Annotated in this window: 27 protein-coding genes; 12 read left to right on the forward strand and 15 right to left on the reverse strand. The window is 35.8% G+C overall.

The features are described 5' to 3' along the window. Nucleotides 1–48: 48 nt before the first annotated feature. Nucleotides 49–900 (reverse strand): LysR family transcriptional regulator, encoded by an 852-nt coding sequence (locus J536_RS05440; RefSeq protein ID WP_032062318.1) that lies wholly within the window; start codon nt 898–900, stop codon nt 49–51. A 118-nt stretch (nt 901–1,018) separates the two neighbouring features. Here J536_RS05440 and J536_RS05445 point away from each other — a divergent pair, with 118 nt between their 5' ends. Next, entirely contained in the window at nt 1,019–1,693 is a 675-nt protein-coding gene (locus tag J536_RS05445) for an FMN-dependent NADH-azoreductase (RefSeq protein ID WP_081404087.1), read from the forward strand. Nucleotides 1,694–2,158: 465 nt separating this feature from the next. On the opposite strand, the gene J536_RS05450 is transcribed toward J536_RS05445, so the two are convergent. The 5 genes from J536_RS05450 to J536_RS05470 form a co-directional block, all read right to left on the reverse strand. Continuing rightward, nucleotides 2,159–3,283 carry a ribonuclease D gene (locus J536_RS05450; protein WP_032062320.1) on the reverse strand — a complete coding sequence of 375 codons (1,125 nt, stop codon included), beginning with the start codon at nt 3,281–3,283 and terminating at the stop codon, nt 2,159–2,161. Between the two features lie 332 nt (nt 3,284–3,615). Then, nucleotides 3,616–4,212 carry a recombination mediator RecR gene (gene recR, locus J536_RS05455; protein ID WP_002113756.1) on the reverse strand — a complete coding sequence of 199 codons (597 nt, stop codon included), beginning with the start codon at nt 4,210–4,212 and terminating at the stop codon, nt 3,616–3,618. 9 nt (nt 4,213–4,221) lie between these two features. Further along, complete coding sequence (locus J536_RS05460) at nt 4,222–4,551, reverse strand: YbaB/EbfC family nucleoid-associated protein (protein ID WP_002113538.1); 330 nt, start codon at nt 4,549–4,551, stop codon at nt 4,222–4,224. 265 nt (nt 4,552–4,816) lie between these two features. Beyond that, nucleotides 4,817–5,053 (reverse strand): hypothetical protein, encoded by a 237-nt coding sequence (locus J536_RS05465; protein ID WP_005076161.1) that lies wholly within the window; start codon nt 5,051–5,053, stop codon nt 4,817–4,819. A gap of 169 nt (nt 5,054–5,222) precedes the next feature. Beyond that, nucleotides 5,223–6,410 carry an O-succinylhomoserine sulfhydrylase gene (locus tag J536_RS05470; RefSeq protein WP_032062321.1) on the reverse strand — a complete coding sequence of 396 codons (1,188 nt, stop codon included), beginning with the start codon at nt 6,408–6,410 and terminating at the stop codon, nt 5,223–5,225. 136 nt (nt 6,411–6,546) lie between these two features. On the opposite strand from J536_RS05470, the gene J536_RS05475 reads away from it, so the two are divergent. After that, the gene (locus tag J536_RS05475; protein ID WP_017399547.1) at nt 6,547–7,632 is read left to right on the forward strand and encodes an alpha/beta fold hydrolase; all 1,086 of its coding nucleotides are present in this window, start codon (nt 6,547–6,549) and stop codon (nt 7,630–7,632) included. 113 nt (nt 7,633–7,745) lie between these two features. On the opposite strand, the gene J536_RS05480 is transcribed toward J536_RS05475, so the two are convergent. Further along, nucleotides 7,746–8,210, reverse strand: coding sequence for a hypothetical protein (locus J536_RS05480; protein WP_032057495.1), 465 nt, complete (start codon nt 8,208–8,210; stop codon nt 7,746–7,748). Nucleotides 8,211–9,064: 854 nt separating this feature from the next. On the opposite strand from J536_RS05480, the gene J536_RS05485 reads away from it, so the two are divergent. The 3 genes from J536_RS05485 to J536_RS05495 all read left to right on the forward strand — a co-directional run bounded on the left by J536_RS05485 (nt 9,065) and on the right by J536_RS05495 (nt 11,140). Continuing rightward, on the forward strand, nt 9,065–9,334 hold the full coding sequence (locus J536_RS05485) for a YARHG domain-containing protein (RefSeq protein WP_002122146.1): 270 nt from the start codon (nt 9,065–9,067) through the stop codon (nt 9,332–9,334). A 17-nt stretch (nt 9,335–9,351) separates the two neighbouring features. Next, nucleotides 9,352–9,765, forward strand: coding sequence for an HIT family protein (locus J536_RS05490; protein ID WP_005069390.1), 414 nt, complete (start codon nt 9,352–9,354; stop codon nt 9,763–9,765). Between the two features lie 256 nt (nt 9,766–10,021). After that, nucleotides 10,022–11,140, forward strand: a complete 1,119-nt coding sequence (locus tag J536_RS05495) for a porin (RefSeq protein WP_032057496.1) — start codon at nt 10,022–10,024, stop codon at nt 11,138–11,140. Between the two features lie 109 nt (nt 11,141–11,249). Here J536_RS05495 and J536_RS05500 read toward each other — a convergent pair whose 3' ends face one another. Both J536_RS05500 and J536_RS05505 read right to left on the reverse strand, forming a co-directional pair. Next, nucleotides 11,250–11,840 (reverse strand): YidB family protein, encoded by a 591-nt coding sequence (locus J536_RS05500; RefSeq protein ID WP_002122193.1) that lies wholly within the window; start codon nt 11,838–11,840, stop codon nt 11,250–11,252. A 99-nt stretch (nt 11,841–11,939) separates the two neighbouring features. Continuing rightward, nucleotides 11,940–12,401, reverse strand: a complete 462-nt coding sequence (locus tag J536_RS05505; RefSeq protein WP_032057497.1) for a DUF6231 family protein — start codon at nt 12,399–12,401, stop codon at nt 11,940–11,942. 39 nt (nt 12,402–12,440) lie between these two features. On the opposite strand from J536_RS05505, the gene J536_RS05510 reads away from it, so the two are divergent. Further along, nucleotides 12,441–13,310: a DUF2797 domain-containing protein gene (locus J536_RS05510; protein ID WP_004708933.1), complete on the forward strand. Its 870-nt coding sequence runs from the start codon at nt 12,441–12,443 to the stop codon at nt 13,308–13,310. 35 nt (nt 13,311–13,345) lie between these two features. Here J536_RS05510 and lpxB read toward each other — a convergent pair whose 3' ends face one another. Then, entirely contained in the window at nt 13,346–14,521 is a 1,176-nt protein-coding gene (gene lpxB / locus J536_RS05515) for a lipid-A-disaccharide synthase (RefSeq protein ID WP_032057498.1), read from the reverse strand. 220 nt (nt 14,522–14,741) lie between these two features. Here lpxB and J536_RS05520 point away from each other — a divergent pair, with 220 nt between their 5' ends. The 4 genes from J536_RS05520 (at nt 14,742) to J536_RS0104185 (ending at nt 19,070) form a co-directional block, all read left to right on the forward strand. Then, entirely contained in the window at nt 14,742–16,877 is a 2,136-nt protein-coding gene (locus J536_RS05520; protein WP_032062322.1) for a TonB-dependent siderophore receptor, read from the forward strand. 66 nt (nt 16,878–16,943) lie between these two features. Then, complete coding sequence (locus tag J536_RS26105; RefSeq protein WP_032056970.1) at nt 16,944–17,243, forward strand: hypothetical protein; 300 nt, start codon at nt 16,944–16,946, stop codon at nt 17,241–17,243. Beyond that, nucleotides 17,236–18,792: a PepSY-associated TM helix domain-containing protein gene (locus J536_RS05525; RefSeq protein WP_032056971.1), complete on the forward strand. Its 1,557-nt coding sequence runs from the start codon at nt 17,236–17,238 to the stop codon at nt 18,790–18,792. Before J536_RS26105 ends, J536_RS05525 begins: the two co-directional genes overlap by 8 nt. After that, nucleotides 18,789–19,070 (forward strand): hypothetical protein, encoded by a 282-nt coding sequence (locus tag J536_RS0104185; RefSeq protein WP_017482232.1) that lies wholly within the window; start codon nt 18,789–18,791, stop codon nt 19,068–19,070. The genes J536_RS05525 and J536_RS0104185 overlap by 4 nt, the downstream gene beginning before the upstream one ends. Here J536_RS0104185 and J536_RS24930 read toward each other — a convergent pair. Further along, nucleotides 19,045–19,161 carry a hypothetical protein gene (locus J536_RS24930; RefSeq protein ID WP_002122212.1) on the reverse strand — a complete coding sequence of 39 codons (117 nt, stop codon included), beginning with the start codon at nt 19,159–19,161 and terminating at the stop codon, nt 19,045–19,047. The genes J536_RS0104185 and J536_RS24930 overlap by 26 nt on opposite strands. Nucleotides 19,162–19,222: 61 nt before the next feature. Here J536_RS24930 and J536_RS05530 point away from each other — a divergent pair, with 61 nt between their 5' ends. Together J536_RS05530 and J536_RS05535 are read left to right on the forward strand one after the other, a co-directional pair. Further along, nucleotides 19,223–20,110, forward strand: coding sequence for a sulfite exporter TauE/SafE family protein (locus tag J536_RS05530; protein WP_017482233.1), 888 nt, complete (start codon nt 19,223–19,225; stop codon nt 20,108–20,110). A 96-nt stretch (nt 20,111–20,206) separates the two neighbouring features. Next, the gene (locus J536_RS05535; protein WP_017482234.1) at nt 20,207–21,316 is read left to right on the forward strand and encodes a 3-deoxy-7-phosphoheptulonate synthase; all 1,110 of its coding nucleotides are present in this window, start codon (nt 20,207–20,209) and stop codon (nt 21,314–21,316) included. 72 nt (nt 21,317–21,388) lie between these two features. On the opposite strand, the gene J536_RS05540 is transcribed toward J536_RS05535, so the two are convergent. From J536_RS05540 to cobT, 4 genes are all read right to left on the reverse strand, one after another. Beyond that, the gene (locus J536_RS05540; RefSeq protein WP_017482235.1) at nt 21,389–22,132 is read right to left on the reverse strand and encodes an adenosylcobinamide-GDP ribazoletransferase; all 744 of its coding nucleotides are present in this window, start codon (nt 22,130–22,132) and stop codon (nt 21,389–21,391) included. Between the two features lie 106 nt (nt 22,133–22,238). Next, nucleotides 22,239–23,807: a histidine-type phosphatase gene (locus J536_RS05545; RefSeq protein WP_032062323.1), complete on the reverse strand. Its 1,569-nt coding sequence runs from the start codon at nt 23,805–23,807 to the stop codon at nt 22,239–22,241. A gap of 123 nt (nt 23,808–23,930) precedes the next feature. After that, nucleotides 23,931–24,530, reverse strand: coding sequence for a histidine phosphatase family protein (locus tag J536_RS05550; protein ID WP_032062325.1), 600 nt, complete (start codon nt 24,528–24,530; stop codon nt 23,931–23,933). Beyond that, nucleotides 24,523–25,578 carry a nicotinate-nucleotide--dimethylbenzimidazole phosphoribosyltransferase gene (gene cobT, locus J536_RS05555; RefSeq protein WP_032062327.1) on the reverse strand — a complete coding sequence of 352 codons (1,056 nt, stop codon included), beginning with the start codon at nt 25,576–25,578 and terminating at the stop codon, nt 24,523–24,525. The genes J536_RS05550 and cobT overlap by 8 nt, the downstream gene beginning before the upstream one ends.

Genomic DNA, 25,578 nt, shown 5'->3' on the forward strand with positions numbered 1-25,578 from the left:
TATATAAGTTTTAGTGTTGTGTAGTTAAAACCAATCAGAGATATAAGTTTATTGATTGAATAAACTTTCTACCCATTCAATAAATTTTCTGGCATTTCTATTTTTAAAATCCTCCTTATTTGGAATGTAGTAACACAGCTTTGATTGAACGGCTTTAGTTTTAAACTCCCGTAAAAGATTCGCCTTAACAAACCTATGGGTAAGTGTAGTAGAGCAAAATACTAAACCATTGGCAGATAAAGCCTCGTGTATCCCAAAAATTTCCTGATCAAATTTTTTAATCGTCACCCTTTTGGGGTTCCATTCATTTTCCTCAAGCCAAGCCTCTAGTGGTGGGCTTGGTAACGCCTTATTTTTCCATTCTGTCGTAAATAAAGTTATTGGTTCACTAGAACATTTAAGCAGATCAAGTTTGGATGAACCAAATACATTAAAAGACTCATATTTAACGATATCTTGAGACTGGACCAAAGATACGTCACCATATCGAATAGGTAATGTATATAAGTGATTATCTAAAGTTTCACCTGTAGAAAACTCAACAGAGATATCGGGGTACAATTGATAAAATTCATTTATTGAAGGAATTAGCAGCATTGCAGCTAGTGAAGACGTACTAGCGACTCTTACTATGTTTCCATTTACTGTTATTTCATCTAGTGCATCTTCAATTTTACGAAATCCTTCAGAAATTGCTCCAGCAAGTCTTTGCCCTGTCGTTGTAAGGGTTATTTTCCTTACCTGTCGATGAAATAAATCAACATTTAATCTGCTTTCTAGATTCGCAACATGATGTGAAATTGCAGTCGGTGTAAGCGAAAGTTCTTTAGCAGCCAACTTAAAACTACCCAATCGAGCGGCTGATTCAAATGCTTTAAGTGCTTGCAAAGAAACTTGCATGCTTCCTCCCCATTTACATTTATGAATGAATTAAAATCATCTATAAATGTAATTTTCTCGTTTGTCTACTTATGTTTTAAAACTCAAAATAAATTAAATCCTGACCTTTTTGGAATTAATGATGAGTAAAATATTACATATAGATGCTAGTGTCAGAGCTGCGATTAACCCCAACCCAAATCACAATTCTATTTCAAAAAATATTGCCAGTCGGTTGATCAACTCTTGGAAACAACAATTGCCTATAGATGAGTATATTTATCGTGACGTAGGAATGAATCCACCACCCTTTATTAATCAAGACTGGATTGATGCTGTATTCACACCTGACAATAAAAGGACCGAAGCTCAACGTGATGTTTTATCTATATCAGATCAATTAATAGCAGAAGTTTCGCGCTCAGATATTCTTGTAATTTCTTCACCTATGTACAATTACGGCATGCCTGCTCAACTGAAAGCATGGTTTGATCAAATTATTCGTATCAATAAAACCTTTGATTTTGACCTAGCTCGTGGAGACTTTCCCTTACAACCTCTTTTAGCTGGAAAAATTTTAATTATTATCACTTCCAGCGGTGAATTTGGATTTGAGAAAGATGGGATTCGGCATGATATGAGTCATCTTGTACCCCACATTCGTACATTGAGCAAATATTTAGGCGTAGAAAAAATTTATGAAATTACTTGTGAGTATCAAGAGTTTAGAGATCATAGGCATATAGAGTCATTAGAAAATGCTTTTCAAAAAGCTGAAGAAGTTGTTTCTAAACTTGCTGATTCATTTAGATAATATCTGTAGATTTTAATACTCATTTTTAAATTTCATAAAATTAAGTTACTTTAACTAAGCCATATCATTAAAAATAAAAAAGCCTACCCAATTGGGTAGGCTTTTCATTTCTGCACCGAAACAAACTTATAGTTATATATTATATAAATTGAAGTTGTTTTTCTTAAATCCAAGAATATACAGACCTGTATGTTTAATCAATTGAATTTTTCTCATTATATAAGTTAATTTAATTCATTATTGAAATTTCAAATTATATTTACTTTATTACATTATTTTATGAATTTTATTAGACTAAATAATTATTTAGATAAACTACATAAAAATCTATTTTTTGTATACTTAGATATTATAATTAGCTCATTTTAAATAGTAATTAATTAAAAATTTAACAGAATGGTTATGCTTTAGTTAAAAAGGCTCATCATATGATGAGCCTTTAAATTTCTAATTATTTATTGCATTTTAAATAGATAAACTTTGTTTTTCTTCTTGAAACAATTGGATTAATGGTTGCGTTAATAACTCATAACGCCATCCTAATAGATAGTCAGGTAAATCCTGTTCATCCCCTTGACATAGAACATGTTGATGAATGGCGTTTAACCATTTTTTTCTCAACAACACTTCTTTAGGAATAGAAGTCTCATTTATTGCATGAGCAAGTACCATATCCATTTTATTTAAAGTCTCTTTAGACGTAATCTTAAATGGTTTTGCAATCTTTGATGGCCATTTGCTTTCGACTGGCAAATCTTTAAGAAGTTCTAAAATCGTTTTGCCGTACTCGCGAACTACGTTTGGACGAATATCTTTAACTTGCGAAAGTTGAAAGCTATTGCGAGGGTTTTTTTCAACCATATCAATCATGGTTGAATTTCTAAGAATAAAACTGCGTGGCTGATTCGTTGCTTTCACAATGTATTCACGCCATTCACTTAAATTTTGTAGCTGCATTAGCTGACGACGTGAGTGACGATAATTTCCCACATCGGTATATAGTAATTCGGTAGGTGTTTCACTAATGATTTCTTTAGTTAGACTACTACAGTCCTCAAGAACATAGTTATAAAGCCCTTTCTGCTTAAGCTGTTCTTGAATATGATGAGCTAACTTCATTAGATACAAAACATCGTTAGCAGCATAACAAAGTTGTTGAGGCGATAAAGGTCTAGCTAACCAATCAGATCTGGTTTGATCTTTTTCAATATCAATATCAAGACAAAGTTTTAAAGCACCTTGGTAACTCACTTGCAGGCCATGACCTAAAAAAGAAAGACCCACTTGAGTATCAAACACATTAAGCAAATCTTCTTGATCAGCATAATGATAGATTAAATCAATATCTTCTCCACATGCATGAAAAATGTTTTGCTGCGCGAGAAAAATCTTTTTCCAAAACTGACTTAGATCTAATGAAACACCATCCAACAGATAGACATCACCATTTACATTGACTTGGCATACTCCAAGTTTAGGCCAGAGTGTGTCAACCTTAATAAATTCTGTATCAAGTCCATATATTGAACATTGATCCATTTTTTGAAGAACATCAACCAATTCGGCTTGCTGTTGGATAAACTGAAACATGCTTTCTCAAGTATTGCAAAGAGTGCTTTAAACTCTGGTATATATAACATAGAAGCAGAAAAATGCCACTTAAACCTTTATGAATACTCTATTTTTGAACAATTTTTCGAAAATAGATAATTTTTTGATCTTTTATTTGTACTTTTTAAATTTATCTCCAAATGTTCTTTATTTAAAATTTATAAGATCTTTTTCATTCTTATATTCATATTTTATTTAAACTATCTTTAATAATAAAAGACAGAATAATATTTATGTTTAATAACTGAATTTAATTAATAAATTTAATCAAATTGATAGTACATTCATTAATGAAATAAGCATCGGAATGCTTATTTCATTCTCATGCGGTTATGCACTGCCTGACTTAAAGTATGGCTATCTACGTATTCGAGTTCACCACCTTGAGGTACACCTTGAGCAATACGCGTCATTTGTATTGGTAAATGTTTAGTCGCCTCTACCAAATAATGGGCTGTCGCTTGTCCTTCTACAGTCGCATTAGTTGCCAAAATGACTTCTTCAATAGTACCTTGGCTTAGACGCTGAATGAGATAAGGAATACCAATTTCTTCCGGACCAATACCATCTAATGGAGAAAGATGGCCACCTAAAACATGGTATTTTCCACGAAAGCTACCGCTTTGCTCAATCGCCATCACATCCGCTGGTGATTCAACCACACACAATAACTGATCATCTCTGTCAGTTGAGGCGCAAATATCACAAATTTCATGTTCAGTCAGAGAATGGCAGACACTGCATTCATGTATATAACTTGAAGCCTCATGTAAAGCATGCGCTAATGCAAATGCCCCTTCTCGATTTTTCATCAAAAGATGTAAAGCCATACGTTGAGCCGACTTCGGACCAACGCTTGGCAATATACGTAAAGCTTGAACGAGTTGTTCAAATCTATCGCTAAACACTGAATTTCCTTAGAACATGCCCGCTAAGCCAGGTGGTAAACCCATACCAGAATTTGCTTTTTGCATTTTTTCTTCAGAAATCACTTCTGCTTGACGTACAGCATCATTTACTGCAGCAGCAATTAAATCTTCAATCATATCTGGTTCATCTTGAAGTAATTCTGGATTAATTTCGATACGTTTTACGATATAACGGCCAGTCATTGTGACTTTAACCAAACCACCGCCCGCTTCAGCGTGTACTTCAGTTTGAGCAAGCTCTTCTTTAGCCTTTTTTATATTTGATTCCATATCTTTTTGCATGCGCTGCGCTTGCTGCATAAGCATATTGATATTCATAAACCTAACTCCGTATCTCTATCAAATATTTCAAGTATTATTGATAGTCACATAACACTGCAAAACTTAAACTCTTTCTACTCCCCCTATAGATCATCAAGATCATTGAGGTTAGTACGTTTAAATCAAAATTAATCCGTAATTCTGACACAATAAATCAATGTTTTCTATTGGTATCTATGAAACTATTTTCTATGGTCAATCCACTATAAAGCTTTTATATAAAAAACTTTTGATGAATAGAAAAAAGTAAAATTTAGAAAAGTTACTGGGCAGCCTGTAGACTTTTATTGTTTGTTTTATATTCACTTAAAGGAACTTTCTTGAACGAAGTATTGGCTTTTTCTATTGAAAGATCAGCATCTTGAACGGATTTGTTTGCATCATTAATTAATAATACAGTTTCACTGATCTGTGTCGGTTCATCTTTTTGAGCAAATACTTTATATCCAACCAGTCCAATTGCCCCTATCGCAACTAAAATAATTATTGGTTTAAGCATGACTAAAGACTCTCTTTGTTATTTTTATTAAATTTAGAACTTTTATACGTTGAAATTTTAGACTGATTTATAACAATACGTAGACTTTTTATTGCTATTGTTGCTTATTAGTAACACAAAAAAGCCACATTAAAATATATGTGGCTTTTCCATAACAAACATAATTTAATTAGATTAAATCTAATCCACGCGAGATATCACCAATAATGTCATTAATATCTTCTAGACCAACAGAAACACGAATTAGACCTTCTTGAATACCAGCTGCTTCTTTTGCTTCAACAGAAAGTTTGCCATGAGTTGTGGTTGCTGGATGGGTAATCGTCGATTTCACATCACCTAGATTACCTGTAATCGAGATAAACTTAGTATTATCAATAACCTTCCACGCACCTTCACGCTCGCCTTTAACAACGAAGGATACAATACCGCCAAAGCCATTTTGTTGTTTAGCAGCAAGTTCATGACCTTCATGAGCAGGTAAACCAGCGTAGTAAACCTTCTGTACCTTTTCATGAGTAGATAACCATTCTGCAAGAATTTGAGCACTCTCACAGTGTGCTTTCATACGTAAACGTAAAGTTTCTAGACCTTTTAAGAAAACCCATGCATTAAATGGGCTCATTGATGGTCCAAGCGTACGAACAACACCAAAAACTTCTTCTAACAACTGATGATTACCAACAACAGCACCACCTAATGCACGGCCTTGGCCATCTAAGTATTTAGTCGCAGAGTAAATCACAAGATCCGCACCAAACTTGAGTGGTTGCTGCAAAACAGGTGTACAGAAACTGTTATCAACCGCAAGTAATGCACCATTCGCATGGGCGATATCTGCTAACGCTTGTATATCTGCAATCTCAGCTAGAGGGTTAGACGGTGACTCAACAAAGAAAAGTTTGGTTTCAGGACGTACAGCATTTTTCCATTCGTCTAAATCACATAAATCAACAAATGTAATGTCTACACCAAACTTGGCAATATATTTTTCAAACAAAGCAACAACTGAACCAAAAACTGCTCTTGAGCAAATAACATGATCACCCGCTTTTAGGTATGCCATAGCAACTGACAAAATCGCGCCCATTCCAGAGCTTGTAGCCACGGCACGTTCAGCACCATCTAAAGCTGCTAAACGTTTTTCGAACATCGATACAGTCGGATTAGTAAAACGAGAATAGATATTTCCTTGAACCTGACCAGAAAATTTTGCTGCAGCTTCAGCCGCATTTTCATATACAAATGATGAAGTCAAAAAAATCGGTTCGCCATGTTCGCCTTCAAAACTACGAGTATGTCCGGTACGAATAGCTAAAGTATCAAGTTGGTATTCTAAATCATCAGACTGGTTCATTAAATGTTCGCCTTTACTGGTCATGTACTAAAAAACTATCATCATTTTGAGTGTCTAGGGTATTTAAGGTCAAGGTAAACCTTAAAATTATCGCTTAGACTTTATTCAACTTTAGTAAATAGTTGGTAAAAGCAAGATGAAACGCTTAAAGTCCCTTGTCTCTGAACAAAGTCAAATCAAGCACCTCTCTACCCGACTATTTCGCCCTCAAACATTAGTATTGTCACAAAGCACTCCGTACGAAGTGATTGGTGAATTTAATCAAACCCGTATACGTTATTACGCAGCTACTCAAAAACAATTCAAAGAACCTTTAGTATTCGTTGCTCCACTCGCTATTAATATGGCGATATATGATTTATATCCTTATCGTTCTCTTATTAAATACTTCCAAAATGCTGGTTTTGATGTCTATTTGGTAGATTGGGGCCGTTTAAAGTTTAAAGACAGACATCTTAACTTTTTATCATTTATTGAAGATTTCATTCCTAAAGCCATACAACTTGTCAGAACACACTCTGGAAGTGAGCAAATCTCGCTTCACGGATGGAGTATGGCAGGTATATTCGTCACTTTATATACAGCGCATAATCATCCAAATTATGTTAAAAATCTTATTGTTCTTGGTAGCCCAATAGACAGTTATGCTTCTGGCTATATTGGGAAACTCTATCGAACCATAAACAATACGATTGGCCGCAATAAAAAAATTCAAAAACGTATTTACTCTGGATTGCCAAAACGTCTGATTCATAGCCCAGGAATTTTAAATTCTTTAGGTTTCAAAATTCTCGACCCTAAAGGCTGGCTCGATGGTCATATTCAATTACTTAAAAACCTTAATGATCTTCAGTTCGTACAAGAGCATGCCACTCTAAGTAGCTTTTTAAATAATATGATTGATTACCCGGGGGGAATTAATCAGGACATGTTGTTCAATGTTTGGTTGCAAAATCCATTGAAGCGCGGCTTTATTGAGTTAAAAGATAAAAAAATTGAATTAAAAAATATCGACTGCTCTCTCTTAGTGGGCGCGGGTCGTAGTGATCAACTGGTTACCGCTGATGCAGCTCAACCATTAAGCCAGTTAACCAGTAGCCAAGATGTTACGTTTACTCTCATCCCTGGCGGACATTTGGGTCTCATGTCGAGTCAGGCAAGTGCATTGGAGTTCTGGCCACAACTAGCAAAATGGCTCACCGAACGATCAACGCAAATTTAAGAATAAGGTCATGATTCAACCTATTGCTTTTATTCGGTTGGGTGGAATAAACCCTCTTATAACAGTGCATTTACCAATAATATTATTGTTTTAATAGAAAATTATTATTTTCACTATGAAGGCACTTTGTTAACTTTTTTATAATCGGATGATTTAAAGTAATTTACAATCATCTGTGCACTTTTTTCAGAAGAGGCCTTGGCCTGCTCCAGTTTTGTTACATAAGGATTAGTCACTATACAGCTCGGAAGTAAACTATTTGTAAGCGGTGGAAACTTTTCTCTTCCACCTAGAGTAATTTTTTCGATAAAACTCGCTAACCACATAATGTATTCACTTTTATTCTTATAAATTGGCATTAAGCTGATATCGAGTTTAACTGAACATTTCTTTGCAGGTTTATTTAAACATTCTTCAAAATCAATAAAGTTATATTTTAGTTTGTATGAAGTGTCTTTTATCTCTTGCCGTATAATACTAACTAAGCTATTCAAGTGCCCAATTACATCCTCGGAGAAAAGCTTTTCTTCTTCGAACTTTTTATAAACTTTTTCAGCAATTAGTAAAAATTGTGACATCACCTATTCCTTTAATATTTAGTCTTAACGAACGACTGATCCTTTAAGGAAGTATGATGAATATACTATTACTATGTGTAAGGGTATGAGGGTAGAAAGTAACTATCAGGGCAATTATGAAAGCAACATTTAGACTATGCCACAAAATCCAAATATAAGGCGAAATTATTCTCAATATAAAATACTAAATTTTAATGATTCGAAATAACTTTAATAAAAAAAGCCCATTTCATTTGGAGAAATGGGCTATAAAAAACAAAAACTATCAAACGCAGCAATTATGGGGCATATAATAAGACTTTAAATATGTAAAATCAATGCATCTTTCAGGTGAATTTTAATCTTAAATAAAAGTCGAAAATAATTTTATCTCTGTTTCAATAAGAGAAGCCCATTTCCGTCTAAAATAAATGGGCCTAGTGAATTCCACCTAATCCTAAAATACAAAATGTGATAATTATCACGCTTTGTTCTTTGATCATGGCATTAATATCTTTCTTTTCCATTGACCAAAATTCAAACTAAAACTGTCTTTTCAGCAAAAGATGAGTCATAAATATGGCTTTTCTACGAACTTTTTGATTTTTTATTTAATAGAAGCAAGTCCCCTATTTCATTCATTATAAGCAATTACAAGGTATTAGATAGTAGTTAAATTATGGAAAGATATATAAAAATTTAGTTAAGTTTTTGTTTTTATTGTTTATTTTTAAGACATTGATATATAAAGATTTTATTAATTTTTTGCCCAAAATACAAACCAAAATGACACCTGAGTAATTAATAGTCATTGAAATATTGGTAAGAAACCTTATATTGAGTACAGGTTCATACCTTTAACTGAGGAAAAGCTCATGAATAAATTTATGGTTGCAGTCTTTACTGGCATGGTGAGCATTGCTAGTTTAGGCGTACAAGCTGCAACACCTGAGCAAGAATGTCAAAAATTGCAAGATGATTACAATTTGATTTATGCGTCAAAAGGCTTTTGTTTTAAAGATCCTGATGCTAAAGAAAAATATGGTAATGAAAACTGTCATACGACAAAACCAAAGTTTTCTGACAAAGAGCAACAACGTCTTGACGCTATTAAAGAACGTCAAAAAGAATTGAAATGTAAATAATTTTAAAGGAATAATACATGGCATATGATGATCAAAATATCTTCGCAAAAATTTTACGTGGAGAACTTCCAGCGATAAAAGTCTATGAAGATGATCAAGTTCTAGCTTTTATGGATATTATGCCTCAAGCCGATGGTCATACATTAGTTATTCCAAAAACACCTGCTGTAACACTGCTGGACTTACCTGCTGAAGCAGCAGCCTATACTATACAAATTGTTCAAAAGATTGCTAAGGCAATGGAAAAAGCACTCAATTTGGAAGGTATTGTATTGATGCAACTTTCTGGAGCAGCAGCAGGACAAACTGTTCCACATGTTCATTTTCACCTAATTCCAACAAATGTGCATCATCTTGGACGCCATGCTGTTGAGTTAGGGGATCAAGAAAAAATTAAAGAATTAGCTGAAAAAATTAAAGCAGCTCTTTGATTTTTAGATGGTTAAAGCGGAGCTTAGGCTCCGCTTTTTTTCGTCTAAAAACTATAAAAAAATGAAAACAACTAATTTATTTCTAAATTTTAAACGTCATAAAACTGTCATTTATTCTTCACTTCTCTGTCACAAATTTTGCCGATACTGCTTAGCAAGTTGGTGAGCTTTTGTAACTTTTTGTACATAAGTCAACTACAAAATAAATAGTTAGCTAGGCATACGCCATTTTTAAATACCTTTTGGAGAAATCTCAATGAAGAAATTGCTACTCGCTGCCGCAGTTGCAACTTTGAGCGTAAACGCGGTGCAAGCAGCGCCAACTTTGTATGGCAAACTAAATGTTTCTATTAACCAAGTTGATAATAAAAATTTCGATGGTAAAAGTGACGTTACCGAAGTTAACTCAAACTCTTCTCGTATTGGGGTAAAAGGCGAAGAGAAATTAACTGATAAGTTATCTGCTGTTTATTTAGCTGAATGGGCAATTTCTACTGATGGTTCAGGTTCTGATACTGACCTTAGTGCTCGTAACCGTTTTATCGGTTTAAAAACTGAAGGTGTTGGTACATTAAAAGTAGGTAAGTATGATTCTTACTTTAAAACAGCTGCTGGTGGTAACCAAGACATCTTTAATGACGATACACGTTTAGATATTACTAATATCATGTACGGTGAAAACCGTTTAGACAACGTGATCGGTTTTGAATTAGACCCTAAATTATTAGCTGGTTTAACATTCAATATCATGGCTCAAACTGGTGAAAGCACCTCTGATAGCAAACAAGGTGAAACTGGTAAAGACAGCAAAAATGATAGCTTTGACTCTGTATCAACATCGCTTGGTTACGAAAACAAAGATATCGGTTTAGCAATTGCTGCTGCTGGTGACTTTGGTATTAAAGGTAAATATGCAGCTTACGGTCTAAAAGATGTTTATACCGATGCTTACCGTGTAACTGGTTCTTATGATATTGCCAAATCTGGTTTTGTTGTAGGTGCTTTATGGCAACACGCTGAACCTACTGATGACTTGACTGCTTATAAAACGTCAAAAACTACGCGTGTAGATGGTGTTGATAAAACTACAGATACCTATATAAACTACAAAGGTTTAGAAGAAGAAGCATATGCAGTAACAGCTGCTTATAAAATTCCTAACACTAAACTTAAAGTGAAAGCAGAATACGCTTCTGCTGAAACACAAGTAAGCGGTAAACAAGATCGTAAAATTGACTTATACGGTTTAGGTCTTGATTACCAAATCAACAAACAAGCTCGCTTCTACGGTATCGTTGCTCAACAAAAACGCGACTGGATTAAAGAAGACGACAAACAAACTGTTGTAGGTACTGGTATCGAATATAACTTCTAATCGGTTATGTTTGATTCAGATCTAAAATAAAAGGGCTTATGCCCTTTTATTTTTTGTCCTGAGTAAAAAAAGCCGATATAAGACTTATCGGCTTTTGTAGATTTATATCTTATTTTAAAAAACCACTTACAAGATTCATGACATTTTGAATATCTTGGTTTGCTTCTTGATGATCGGTACTGTCACCTTGAGGTGTTAAAGAGTCAATGACCTGAGGTAAGACGGATGCGATTGCACCGTAAACTTGCTCTTTTGGCGCTTGGGCTTGCTCAGCAACTTGTTCAATGTCAGCTGGATTAAATAAACTCTGTAATTGCTGAGTCGGAACTTCGCTATTACTTTGATTTGGATCAACCCAGCTTTGAACCTGGCTTCCTAAACCCGCACCTTTCAACTTTTCTAATGCAGCCTGTAAACCACCTTGTTGCTGCACCCAACCTAAGATTAAAGGCACAACTGCAATTAATAAACTTTGTACACCGCCACCTGCTTGAGGTGTGTTGTTATTGCCAGTCACTTGCCCTAATACAGAACCTAGTACGCCCCCAAGACCACCTTGGGTACCAGATGAAGTATTACCCCCCATTTGTCCTAGCACTGAACCTAAAATTCCACCTAAACCACCTTGACCTGACGCTTGCTGATTCCCACCTAAAGCCTGCTTAGCCAAAACTTCTACAATGTTGCTTAAATTAGTCATGTGTAACTCTTATGTATGGTTTATACATGAGCATACGCGGATTCTTGTTAAGACAGCAAAAACCAAATTGTTAAATTTTGAAAGAGATTTAAGGCCCTTTTACCAGCGGAATTTATTCCAGTTTTCCGGGTTCGCCCAGAACTTTGAATTAAACCAGTCTGGAACATGTTTATAAGTCAATATATTAAATTGCCATAAAGCAAAATCACTATCATATGAAGTTTTATCAATAAGTTGAGTAAAACCTAAAGAACGTAATAACTGCTCATCACTGCGTTTACTTACCACTACAATTCGTTTCGCTAATAAATCTCTTAGCTTTACTAATAATTGTGATTTTTGTACATCGCTGATGTTTTGCATTTCATCAGTATCAAACAATACAAAACCCAAGTCATAACGCTGAGTAAAAGGCAGACTTAAAAGCTCAGTTACGGTAAAATAGTGCCATTGAATTGCGTTATTCTGGTCAATTTTCTGGCCAATACAAAGTGCAGTATGAATGGGCTGTTCGTTTGATAAATCGTCTAGCATAGAAGTGATGACATTTTGTTCAGCCATAACTGCAACCCTTAATTGAAAGATGTGAGTTTAAACTTTATGGAACTACAAGGCATTTGCCATAAAATGCATGCAGGCCTAAAAGATGCTAGTGTAACTGATCAACAGACAACCAAGGCAAATGTTGAATACAAATTTGTATTAGACCGTTCAGAAATTGATCTTCCTTTTAATTTAGGACAAGAACTAGAAATCGAATGGACAGGTAATATTTATTGCACTTCTTGTGGCACTAAAACACCAAAGTCTTATTCTCAAGGCCACTGCTTTAAATGTTTTAAGACCAAAGCAGAATGTGACCTTTGTATTATGAAACCTGAAACATGTCACTATCACTTAGGCACATGTCGTGAAGATGACTTTGCCCATAGCGTTTGTTTCCAACCACATATTGTATATTTGGCAAACTCTAGTGCTTTAAAAGTGGGTATTACTCGTGTTAGCCATATGCCAGGTCGTTGGTTAGATCAAGGTGCAACTCAAGCCTTACCTATTTTAAAAGTTGGATCACGCCGTTTATCTGGTCAACTTGAAACCATGTTTGGTTCTTTAATTGCTGATAAAACAGATTGGCGCAAACTCCTCAAGGGTGAAGCTGAACCTTTAAATATGGTTGAACAACGGGATCAATTAATCGAAGAGTTCGCCCCTAAAATTCAAACTATTCGTGAAGAATTTAGTCAAAACCTTGAATTTAACGAAACGGTTGAACTACTAGAAAATGAATTGCCACGTGAGTTTGTTTACCCAGTTGAACAATATCCTGAAAAAATTAAGTCTCTAAACTTAGATAAAACACCGAAAATTCGCGGTGTATTACAAGGGATTAAAGGCCAATATTTAATTTTTGATATTGGTGTTATCAACATTCGTAAATATACTGGTTACGAGCTGATTGTACGTGCCTGAGTAGATTTAAAAAGCCCCTAAAAATGGGGCTTTTTTTACTTTTCAAGTACTTTTAGGACTGCTTGGACTGGGTCTTCTGTATTTCCAGAAATAAGCTGTTTATGCATAGTTAAATGTTGCATCACTTGAATTTGAGCTGTCTCAACATTCATTAGTTTTTCTATTTCAGCTGCTAAATTTTCAGGTGTGGCATCAGCTTGAATTAGCTCTTCAATTACTTTTTTACCCGCAATAATATTAGGCAAAGAGTAATAAGGAATTTTCACCAAGAATTTAGCAATTAAATAAGTTAACCAATGCAATTTATAGAATGTGACCATTGGTCGATGCATCAGCATGGCTTCTAATGTCGCCGTTCCTGATGCTAAAGCAATAACGTCACTCGCGTTCATGACCATACGACCAATTTTCGATTCACTATCTGTATTTTCTAAAATATGAATTTTTGCTTTTAATTGAGGCGCTAATTGTTCAACACCCTGCTCAATCTGTTGTTTACGAGCATCGTTAATTGCCGGAATTAAAAATTGAATGTCTGGATGTTTGGTATGCAAAATATTGGCAGCCCCCAGTAACATAGGAAGAAGACGCTCTACTTCACCTTTGCGGCTACCAGGTAACAAGGCAATATGTTTTTGATTTTCATCAATACCCAATTGCTGTTTGGCAATTTGAATTGGATTCTCAAGTGGCAATTGTTTAGCTAGCGGATGTCCGACAAATGCTGCTGGAACTTTATATTGTTCATAAAAAACTTTTTCAAAAGGAAATAAGCAAAGTACTAAATCTATACTTTGTTTGATGCCATGAACACGCCCTTGGCGCCACGCCCAAACTGATGGGCTCACATATTGAACTGTTTTTATTGGAAGATTCTTTTCTTTAATACTTTTCGAAAGTCTAAGGTTAAAGTCTGGTGCATCAATACCTATAAACATATCAACCGGATGTTGAGTCCATTGATTGATTAGACCATCACGCACGGCGAATAATTTTTTTAAATCTTTTAAGACCTCAACAATCCCCATCACAGATAGAGTTTCCATTGGGTAATAACTATTAAAACCTTCAGCAATCATTTGAGGACCACCGATTCCCTCAAATTCGGCATCGATTCCTTGTTCTCGAAAACTACGCATAAGTTTCACACCAAGCGTATCTCCAGAAACTTCACCAACTACAATGCCTATTTTAAGTTTTCGGTTTGCCAAGGTCATTTACCCAAGAATTTGAAATAATGCATTCTAGCATAGAGGTTTATCAATCTTGAACTTGATCTATATGTACTTACCAAGAGCAGCCACAGTACAAACTATCTAAAATTACACTCATTCACCATCTTTTAATCTAAATTAACAATGCAATTTGAATTGTAGCTTACATTTACAAACAATAAAATAAATGAGAATTATTTACATTATCCTTAATCTTATGAATATCCCACCTCGACCATTTAAGCTTACCGTAATCGCCTGCGCGATTTGTTATGCGAACCTCTCTCATGCTCAGGACTCAGAGGTACAATCTTTACAGACAATTCAAGTTAAAGCATCAAATGCTGAGCAGTCTTCTGAACAAACCAAAGCATATAATGTTAAGAACTCGAGTAGCGCAACCAAGCTTAATATTGAGGCTAAAGAAACTCCTCAAACCATTAACGTCGTTACTCGTCAGCAAATAGAAGATTTTGGTCTTACTAGTACCCGAGATGTTTTAAAAAATACCCCAGGTGTAACAGTATCTAATCAAGAAACTGAGCGAACTACTTATATGGCTCGTGGTTTTGAGATTTCAAATATATTAACTGACGGCGTAGGTTTTCCCCTCTCAGGTTATAACTATAACAATACGAATCCTGATACTTATTTCTATGATCGTGTAGAAGTTGTTAAAGGTGCTGATTCTTTAACTAACGCCTTCGGTGATCCAAGTGCAACAATCAATAATATTCGAAAACGCCCGACTCAGGAATTCCAAGCAAGTGGCGGTGTAAGTTATGGCTCTTGGGATACGCAGCGTTATGAAGCTGATGTTTCTGGCGCAATTATACCGAGTGGAAAAGTACGTGGCCGTATTATGGGCTATGAACAAACTGGTGATTCTTACCTTGACCGCTATTCTTCTGAGAAAAATGGTTTCGCAGGTATTATTGAAGCTGATTTGACAGATAGCACTTTACTTACCGCAGGTTATAGCCAAGAACAAAATAAACCTAATGCAAATAACTGGGGTTCTCTGCCTTTATTAGATGCCAATGGTAAACAAATTTCATATGATCGTTCATATAATCCAAACCCTGACTGGGCACACTGGGATAATGAAACTCAAAATGCTTTTGTTGAATTAAAGCAAAAAATTAATGACCTATGGACGGCTAAGCTAACTTACAACTATCTTGATACGAAGCATAATAGCCGTCTTCTCTATTACTATGGTTATCCAAAAGCTGACGGTTCAGGTGTTTCTCTAACTCCTTGGGGTGGCCAAGAACACCAAGAAAAACATGCTGTCGATTTTAATCTCGAAGGGAGCTATAAGCTTTTTAACCAAGAACATGAGGCATCTTTAGGCTATAGCTATGTACGTAATCATCAGCAAGATAAACAATCTACAGGAACGATTAACGATAGTAACGTTATAAAATCAACCACTACAGATTGGGCAAGTTGGACACCGCAATCTATAACTTGGTCGAATTTTACGGAAGCCGCAAACTATAAACAGAATATTAACTCCATCTATGCCGCGACACGCTTACATCTTAATGAAGATTTAAAACTTTTACTTGGTGCAAACTATGTCCAAGCTGAAAGTAAAGGTGAAAGTTATGGTTCACCAATGTCATATAGTGAAAGTAAAGTCTCACCATATGTTGGACTAACTTATAACTTTACACCTGAATATACAGGTTATATGAGTTACACCTCAATTTTCCGTCCTCAAACTGGTATTGATAAAGATACCAATCAAGCTTTAAAACCTATTGATGGTAAAAGCTATGAAATGGGCGTAAAAAGTTCATGGCTAGATGACCGTTTAACAGGAACACTTTCAGTATTTAAAACTGAACAAAATAATTACCCTTTACGCAGCTCTGATGGAAATCCACTTAATCGAAAAGTACCAACGAGTGATTTAGAGTCACAAGGTGTAGAAGTCAGTCTATCAGGTCAAATTACTGATAACGTAAATCTTTCTTTCGGCTATGCTCAATTTAGTATTAAAGATACAAAAAATGGTGGCGAGGCAAGAACCTACAATCCAAACCAGACACTTAACTTGCTAACCACCTATACTCCGCCAGCTTTACCTAAGCTGAAAGTTGGTGCAGGTTTACAATGGCAAGATGGGATAAAGTTATATGATTCAAATGTAAACAGTACGATCAAACAAGATGCATATGCTTTAGTCAATTTAATGGCAAGCTATGAAGTCAATGATCATATTACGCTTCAAGCAAATGGTAATAATATTTTTGACAAGAAATATTTAAATAGTTTCCCCGATGGGCAAGCTTTTTATGGCGCTCCAGCCAATTATACAGTTGCTGTAAAGTTTAAATATTAATACCGTAGCCAATCCCAATTTAGGGATTGGCTTTACTTATTATTCTTTGTTTATGTGTCAGTAAAGATGTCCAAAACTGTAAATCTCCCTGTGTCATATCGTATAAAAGTTTTCTATCGATTCTTGCTAGTTTTCGGTATGGGCTTTGCCTGTATGACGTATTTAAGTCTTGGACTCACTGGAATTTTCCTTTTGAATCTGGACAAAGCTGAGGCTATCTATCTTTCAGCATTTATATCGATTTTATTTTACGTAGTCTTTGTAATTGTTGGTTTCTGCATTCAATCATTAGTACGACTGACCATTGTATCAATCGCACTATTTGCCCTTTTCTTTATTGTGACACGGACGGTGGGTTATGCATAAAGGTATACGTCAATCTATGGCATGGCTACACTCATGGACTGGCTTAATTTTTGGATGGCTCGTGTTTGCCATTTTCTTAATGGGTAGCCTATCTTATTACCGCCACGAAATTAATTTATGGATGCAGCCTGCACTTGCGCAATATGAAGTAAAGCAAGATATTGCTATTAAAACAGCATATCAATATTTACAAGAAAACGCTCCAGACGCCAAATCTTGGTACTTAACTGTGGCTACACCAGAAAGTCCCGTCAACACCATGTATTGGGAAAAAGCTGACGGCGGTTATGGTAATGCCACACTTGATGCTAATACGGGAAAAGAACTTCAACTTTCGGCAACCCTAGGCGGAGATTTTTTTTACCGCTTCCATTACCAACTTTTTGGCATTCCAATAATAGTTGGGCGATTAGTCGTATGTCTTGCCGCATTTATTATGCTGATTGCTTTGGTTTCAGGCATTATTACCCATAAAAAAATATTCACTGACTTTTTTACTTTACGTACATTTAAGTCTCAGCGTTCATGGCTAGACTTTCATAATATTTCTTCAGTCATTGCTCTGCCCTTCTTTTTAACCATAACATTTACAGGCTTAGCTATTTTCTTTTATTTATATCTGCCTTGGGGAATGCAAAAACTTTACCCTGAAAACCCTTATCAATATTTTACCGAAATCCGCACAAAGACTATATTTGAGAATCAATCGATTCAACCTGCTCAAAACTTAGCTATTGAGAAGCTGCTGAGCCAAGTTCAACAAAGTTGGGGCAACCAACCTTTATCAACAATGAGTGTAAAAAATCCAAATACCAATCAAGCTCAAATTACATTTATTCAAAAAGAAGACCGCACTATTACTCGAAATCAGCCTCAAATTACATTAAATGCTTCAACTGGCAAAGTCTTAGAAGACACACGTAATAATAGCCCTATTGCAACATTGAATGCGGGTGTTTATGGCCTGCACATGGCAACATTTGCTCAGCCTTTACTTCGTTTAGGATTCTTTTTCTCAGGCATTTTAGGCTGTGTAATGATTGCTTCTGGTTTATTACTTTGGAGTCTTAAACGCCAAATTCAAAATAAAAATAGTCAGTTTCATTTCGGACACTATTTAGTTGACCGTTTAAATGTTGCAGCATTTGTAGGATTGCCTTGTGCAACTGTGGCCTATTTAAGCTCAAATCGATTGTTTACAGTCACGTCAACCACAATCAATTATGAAGTTTATAGCTTTTTCTTGGTTTGGTTAATTAGCTTAATCATTGCATTAATCACTAAAAAACAGCATTTGTGGCGAACTCAACTTAGCGTTTTTATTATGCTGTGTCTTGCACTTCCAATCTTAAATCTAATTTATTTACTTAAACATGAGTATGTTCAAAGCCTCAGTGATTATTGGACCTTTGCACGTGTAGATGTATTTTTGTGGCTATTTGCAGCTTTAGCCATTTTTATATTTTGCAAAATTCAACCTATCCAGCATAAAGCTGTCGCAAAAATTCAAAAAAAGCTGAATAAATTAAATACTGAGGTGAGCTCATGATTCTTATAGCTTTCATCTTAATTTTATTAGGTATGTATTTGTTGTTTATGGCGAGCGAAAAATATCGATCACCGAAATCAACAGGTCATTTCAAATCATTAGCTCAAAAATATTACCGGCACTTTAAAATAGCTGCATTCATGCTATTTGGTTTATGTGCATTTATTCTTATTCAACAATATAAATTTTCAATTGGTTTTGTCAGTTGGTGGATCTTTGCAACGCCATTAACTTTTATTCTTATACTTTTAATTAACCCACTAAAGTCATCAAAATAATCATTTTCTTTAAAAAATGATGAAAAATAGTACAAGCTAAGCAAAATTTTCGTTGCTTAGCTTTTTTTTGCATAAGTAAATCATTATTCATGACAACTGTTTATCTCTAAAAGGAATAAGATATCTGCGTTTCGTGATAAGTGGCGATAAAGATGTCTGGTGCTTTTGAATTTATCTTAGCGGGTATGTTAGTTGGTTTCTGTGTAGGGATTACAGGAGTTGGTGGTGGATCATTAATGACACCAATTTTAATTAGCCTTTTTAGAATTGAACCTCATATCGCGATTGGTACCGATTTACTTTATGCTGCAATCTCAAAATTTTGTGGATCAATGGTTCACGCTAGAAAACTCAATATTGTCTGGCCAATTGTTTTATGGTTAGCCGTAGGTAGTATTCCTGCATCTTTCATTACTTCATGGGTACTTGAGCATTATTTAAGCCAGTCAACACACTATAAAGCTGTACTCACCATGGTGTTAGGTTTTATGTTGACCTTAACTGGTGTTTCCATCATTTTCCGTACGCGTATTGAGAAATTCTTTAATAAATTCAGAACTAAAGAAGTTACTCAAAGTGAAAATGAGCAGTTAGCAATCCATAAAAAACGTAGCTTTATCGTGATTATGGGTATCATTTTAGGTGTATTCGTAACTCTTTCATCAGTTGGTGCGGGTGCATTTGGAATCATGGCACTTGTGATTATGTTCCCGAACTTACCTATGATCCGAATTATTGGGTCGGATGTTGTACATGCAGTATTGCTTACCTTAGTGGCTGGCCTTGGACACATGAGTGCTGGTAACGTCGACTTTACACTTCTGATGTGGTTATTGGTGGGTTCAATTCCAGCAATTATTATTGGAACATTAATTAGCTCTCGTATGCCTGAACGTTTAATCCGAAAAATTCTAGGGATTACCCTATTTGCCCTCGGTGTTAACTTTATGGTTCATCCAGTCAAAGCAAAACCGAAAGCACCTGTGGTACAACAACAAGCAGTAGTTGCCGAAAAAACAGGCAACTCGACTGAAAGATAGTAAAATCAATAGGATTTTTCCAATCTGAAATACCATGAGATGTAGTATTTTCATAATTATTTCATGGTATATTCAGTACACAAAACAACCTTTAGTATGATCGAACCAGTGACAGCAATGACTACACATTCAAATTCCGTTTCAAAGCCAGATATCGACGACGTTAATATTAAAAGCATTCAAACTCTTGTAACACCAAATGAGCTTAAGTCAGAACTTCCTTTATCTGATGTTGCTTCGCAAACTGTTCTAAAAGGCCGCGAAACTATTCGTAATATTTTAGATGGTTCAGATAAACGTTTGTTTGTTGTTATTGGTCCTTGCTCTATTCACGACCCAAAAGCTGCTCACGAATATGCTGATCGCTTAAAAGCGCTAAGCGAAAAGGTTAAAGATACCCTATATCTAGTTATGCGTGTTTATTTTGAAAAACCACGTACGACAATTGGTTGGAAAGGTCTAATCAATGACCCGGATATGAACGACTCATTTAACATCGAAAAAGGTTTACGTATTGGTCGTAAACTCTTGCTTGAGTTAAATGAAAAAGGTTTGCCATGTGCAACTGAAGCACTCGATCCTAACTCTCCACAGTACTACCAAGACTTAATTTCATGGTCTGCAATTGGCGCACGTACAACCGAGAGCCAAACTCACCGTGAAATGTCTTCTGGCTTATCTTCACCAGTTGGTTTTAAAAATGGTACAGACGGTGGCTTAACTGTTGCAACCAATGCGATGCAATCTGTTAAATATGGCCATAGTTTCTTAGGTCTAAATGAAGACGGTCAGGTTTCAATTATTAATACAAATGGTAACCCTTATGCACACGTTGTATTACGTGGTGGTAATGGTAAACCAAACTATGACGCAGGCTCTGTTGCAGAAGCAGAAAATGCTTTAGCAAAAGCTAAAGTGAGCAACAAAATTATGATTGATGCGAGCCATGCTAACTCAAATAAAGACCCGTATTTACAACCACTTGTTCTTAAAAATATTACTGAACAAATTTTAGATGGTAATAAGTCAATCGTAGGTATTATGGTTGAAAGTCACTTAAAAGGTGGACGCCAAGATATTCCTGACAATCTTTGTGATTTAGAATATGGCAAATCAGTAACTGATGGTTGTATCGATTGGGAAACTACTGAAAAGACATTGCTTGAAATGCATGAAGCTTTAAAAGATGTTTTACCAAACCGCTAATTCATCTTTTTAAGATTGAAAATTAAGCCCTCATTTTTTGAGGGCTTTTTTATTTTTGGATGAAACTCAAAATTAAAGTAAATAAAAATAACTCAAAACAAAAGCAAAAAGGAGTACGGTTTCACTTAGTTCAATCGCTGCACCAACTGTATCCCCCGTAATACCACCAATTCTTTTAATAAACAGATGTCTTAAATAAACGAGACTTATTAAAAAACTAATGATGGCAATAAGTCCTTGCAACTCCCAATACAAAGGTAATAGTAGAACGAACCCAGTGATTATCCATGAAGTTGTTTTAGGTGAGTGATCTGTCAAAGAACGCCCTAACCCTTTTTCACGTACATATGGTGTAGTTAAGAATAAAATAGATGGCACCACACGCCCAAGGCTAGGAACAAAGACTAAAAATAACGTTTGATGCTGTTCAATCAATACATAAACCAGTGCAAATTTGAGCAAACATATGATAACTAAGCTGAGGACTCCAATTGGGCCACAACTTGGATCCTTCATGATTTGTAAAGTTCGTTGTTTATCACCAAAACCGCCTACCCACGCATCGGCTGTATCTGCTAGCCCATCTAAATGCAGCCCACCTGTTAGCCAAATCCATAAAGTCATGATGATAGTAGCAAGCAAAAGAACGGGTAATTTAACTAAAAGACACGAGATAAGAAAAAGAACGCCACCAATAATCAGCCCAACCAGTGGATAAAACAAAATAGCTCGACCATTTTGTTGCGCCGTCGGCATTGTCTTTAGCTCAATAGGCAGAACAGTTAAAAATTGCAATGCAATCCAAAAAGGTGTCATATCCAAGTCTCTAACTGGTCTATATTTAAAAGCAAATTAAATTATGAAGAAATAAAAATGGGAATAGCAATCCCTATTCCCATTAAAGACTTCAAAAACTGAAAATCTATTGCATTTGATAGCACTGTTTCAATTTAATGTAGTCGTAGTAAAAACTAGTTGGTGTATAACGTGCATAGTTACATGCAGATTTGAACAAAGTTTCTTTTTCGTTATAAAGCATTTTAACCAAAGTAGAGCCTTGGCTATTTTGGTAAATATCCCATTGGACATTTGCTGCCATAGGTGAAACTACTTCACCGCGCCATGCGCTAGTTGAGTAATTATAAGTCTGGCGAAGCGGTAAAGGCTGCATCATATTATGTAAATCTAGACTGGTTGCTAGAGGAATAATAATTTCAGCATGGGCAAAACGTAAAACTGCTTTGTATGGTTGGGTTTTATTTACAACCGCATCAACTTGTTGGAACCAGTCCTGTTTGAGTCCTTGAGCAATTTCACTTGTGACTTGATTTGACTCTGTAAAACTTGGACCTTTTTCGTAAAAATCGTTTGCATCATTAAATTCAGCGTAGAATTTTGCAGCTTCTAACGGCATATATTTATCAAAATTGATACCTTTCAACTCATCTTTCATACCACCAGAAATTGAATAGAGCTCATAAATATACGCTGCTGCATCAACTGCACTGGAAATCGTATTTTTCCCCTTACCTTTTTCGGTAATTTGCTCACCTTTAGGTGAAGTGACTGTAAAAGATCCAGTGTTGCTAAAACTATAACCTGTTGTACCCAGTTTTTTAATAAAATCCGCTTTAAAAATCGGGCTGAGCACTGTTTGAGCTGTTTTTTCAGCCTCGGTATTTTTCGATAACTCATCTAACTTTTGGGCTAAATCTTTATTATTTTCTTCAAAATCTTGATAGGCCTGACTAGCATCATAAATTTTTTGTTGGCTAGCACTCAGGGGTTGAGCTAAGTCTTCGTCTGCATTCAAACTATGAAAATAGAGTTTGAAACGATCAACGCCGCCATCTTCAACACTCGGCCCGCTTTCACTTGATAAATTGGTATAAGACAATGGAACAATTTTATCTTTCAGTTGCGGTTGTTGTTTTATAAGTTCAGCAGTGAAAAATTTAGCACTATCTACCGCACGATCCACCCCAGAACTTTGTACCAATATAGAGGCTTGGGAATTTAAAAGAGTTGGTAAGCGTTGTAATAAACGATCTGCAATGCCACGGTGTTCTAAGATACCAGTCATGGTTTCATTTCCATAACCGTACTGGCGGATCCCTTCCACGCCATAACCTAATAAGATATTTGCCTTCATCATGGCTTCTAAATCAGCATCTAATTGCTCACCTAATGGTGTTAAGGCATTTTCTGCTTTTGCCTGTTTCCATAAATTATAAAGTGCCAAATCATATTTCAGACTTGAGAGACCTCTTGAACCGTGACGTGCCACTAGCTCTGTAAAAACTGGCTGGAATCCATTCGGTGTTTGTTCATAGTTTTTTATTTCTTGTTGCGGTTGGTAAGGCGTTTTTGTTTGATAATATTTTGATTGGTTTGTGGATGGTGCAGTTTGAGCTTCTTGATCATCATTATCGTTACACGCAACGAGTAATAGTGATGCGGCGAGCACAGTCGTTTTAAATAAAATATTCATAAGTCAGATGAGTGGTTATAAGAAATGCCAATAGCTTAGTTTTTAGCAATGACAGTTCTATTACACAGGCTAAAATAATATTGTAAAAATAATAACTTACAAGTGTATAAAAATATAAAACTACTATCTTAATATAAAAGTTAATTGACCATCTGTTTCAGAAAATTCAAGAGAATATAATTTCCCAAGTTCTGCCGGCATTTTAAGTAAGTCATCTAGAGGCTGTTGTCTGGCTAAGCAAGCCAATAGCTTAATTACACCGCCATGAGTTATAACCAGTGCATGCTGTAAGTTTTGCTTTTGCATATGCTTCAGCAAATCTTGAAAGCCTTTAAGGACCCTTATTTGAAACTGGTTTAATGTTTCTGCGCGAGGTGGACAATATTGACTAGGTTTTTGCCAAAAATTTGCAAGTAATTCGGGTGAAGTTTCATAAATTTGCTGAGTTGAGACGCCTTCCCAATCACCAAAATACATTTCCTTTAAGTCATGATTTAGAAGTAAAGGCAGCTGAGTTGTCTTCGCAAGTTGCTCAGCAAAACAAGCACAACGCTTTAATGATGAACTTATAATGACATCCCATGGCTGATTAGCCACTTGCTCAATGGTTGACTGCATTTGCTGCCAACCTTTTGCTGTTAACTCATCATCTAAATGTCCACGTAAAGTATGGCTATATTGACTTTCGCCATGTCTGAGCAAATCAATTCTAAATTTACCCAATTTTATCCCCGCTAACAGCAGCTTCGGCAAATGTAGCCATCTGGTTGTGTAATACACATGCCATTTTAACCAATGCCAAAGCAGCGCCAGCACCACTACCTTCACCTAAACGTAAATTCATTTTTAAAATCGGCTCAGCATTGAGTTCTTGTAAAATACGTTGGTGGCCATATTCTGCCGATTGATGGCCAAAAAGCATCCAGTCACGCACTTTAGAATTCATTCGTACTGCGCATAAAGCAGCGACCGAACTAATAAAACCATCCACAATGATAGGTAAGCCCACCTGCGCACAGTGGATATAAGCACCTGTAATTGCCGCAATTTCCAAACCACCTACGGCGCATAATGTTTTGAAGACATCACCGACGACATGTTTATGGTGAAGTTCAATTGCCTTTTCAATCACTTCAATTTTATGTCTTAACTGATCGGCACCAATTCCTGTACCAACTCCAGTTAATTGCTCGGCAGTATCATTTAATAAAAGACATGCTAAGGCAGAAGCAGAACAGGTATTTCCAATTCCCATTTCACCCGCAATATAAATATCTGCACCTTTAGATTTGGCCGTGTCTACACTGTTTTTACCTAACTCTAAGGCAGCACGGCACTCTTCAGCATTCATTGCAGCTTGTTTGGCAAAATTTGCTGTGCCGGCACGAATACAATGACGTTCAACCCCTGCATATTCATATGCTTCACCAACTGTACCGCAATCAATCACTTGTAAATGAGCTTGATGATATTTGGCAATGACACTAATTGCTGCACCACCAGTCGTGAAGTTTTGTAACATTTGACGGGTAACGGCTTGAGGATATGCAGAGATATTTTCTTCAACCACGCCATGATCGCCAGCAAAAACTGTAATCCATGGATGGTTAATGTGTGGATGCGCATTTGATTGCAAACTAGCAAGTTTTACTGCTATCAGTTCTAGATCACCTAAAGCACCTGTAGGTTTGGTCAGTTGAAGCTGGTGTTGCTCAGCTTGTTGTTTTGCGTCCACATCAGGTTGCTGTACAGATTGTAACCACCAGTTCAT

The organism is Acinetobacter sp. 809848, from assembly GCF_000581275.1.
Taxonomy (GTDB): domain Bacteria; phylum Pseudomonadota; class Gammaproteobacteria; order Pseudomonadales; family Moraxellaceae; genus Acinetobacter; species Acinetobacter pittii.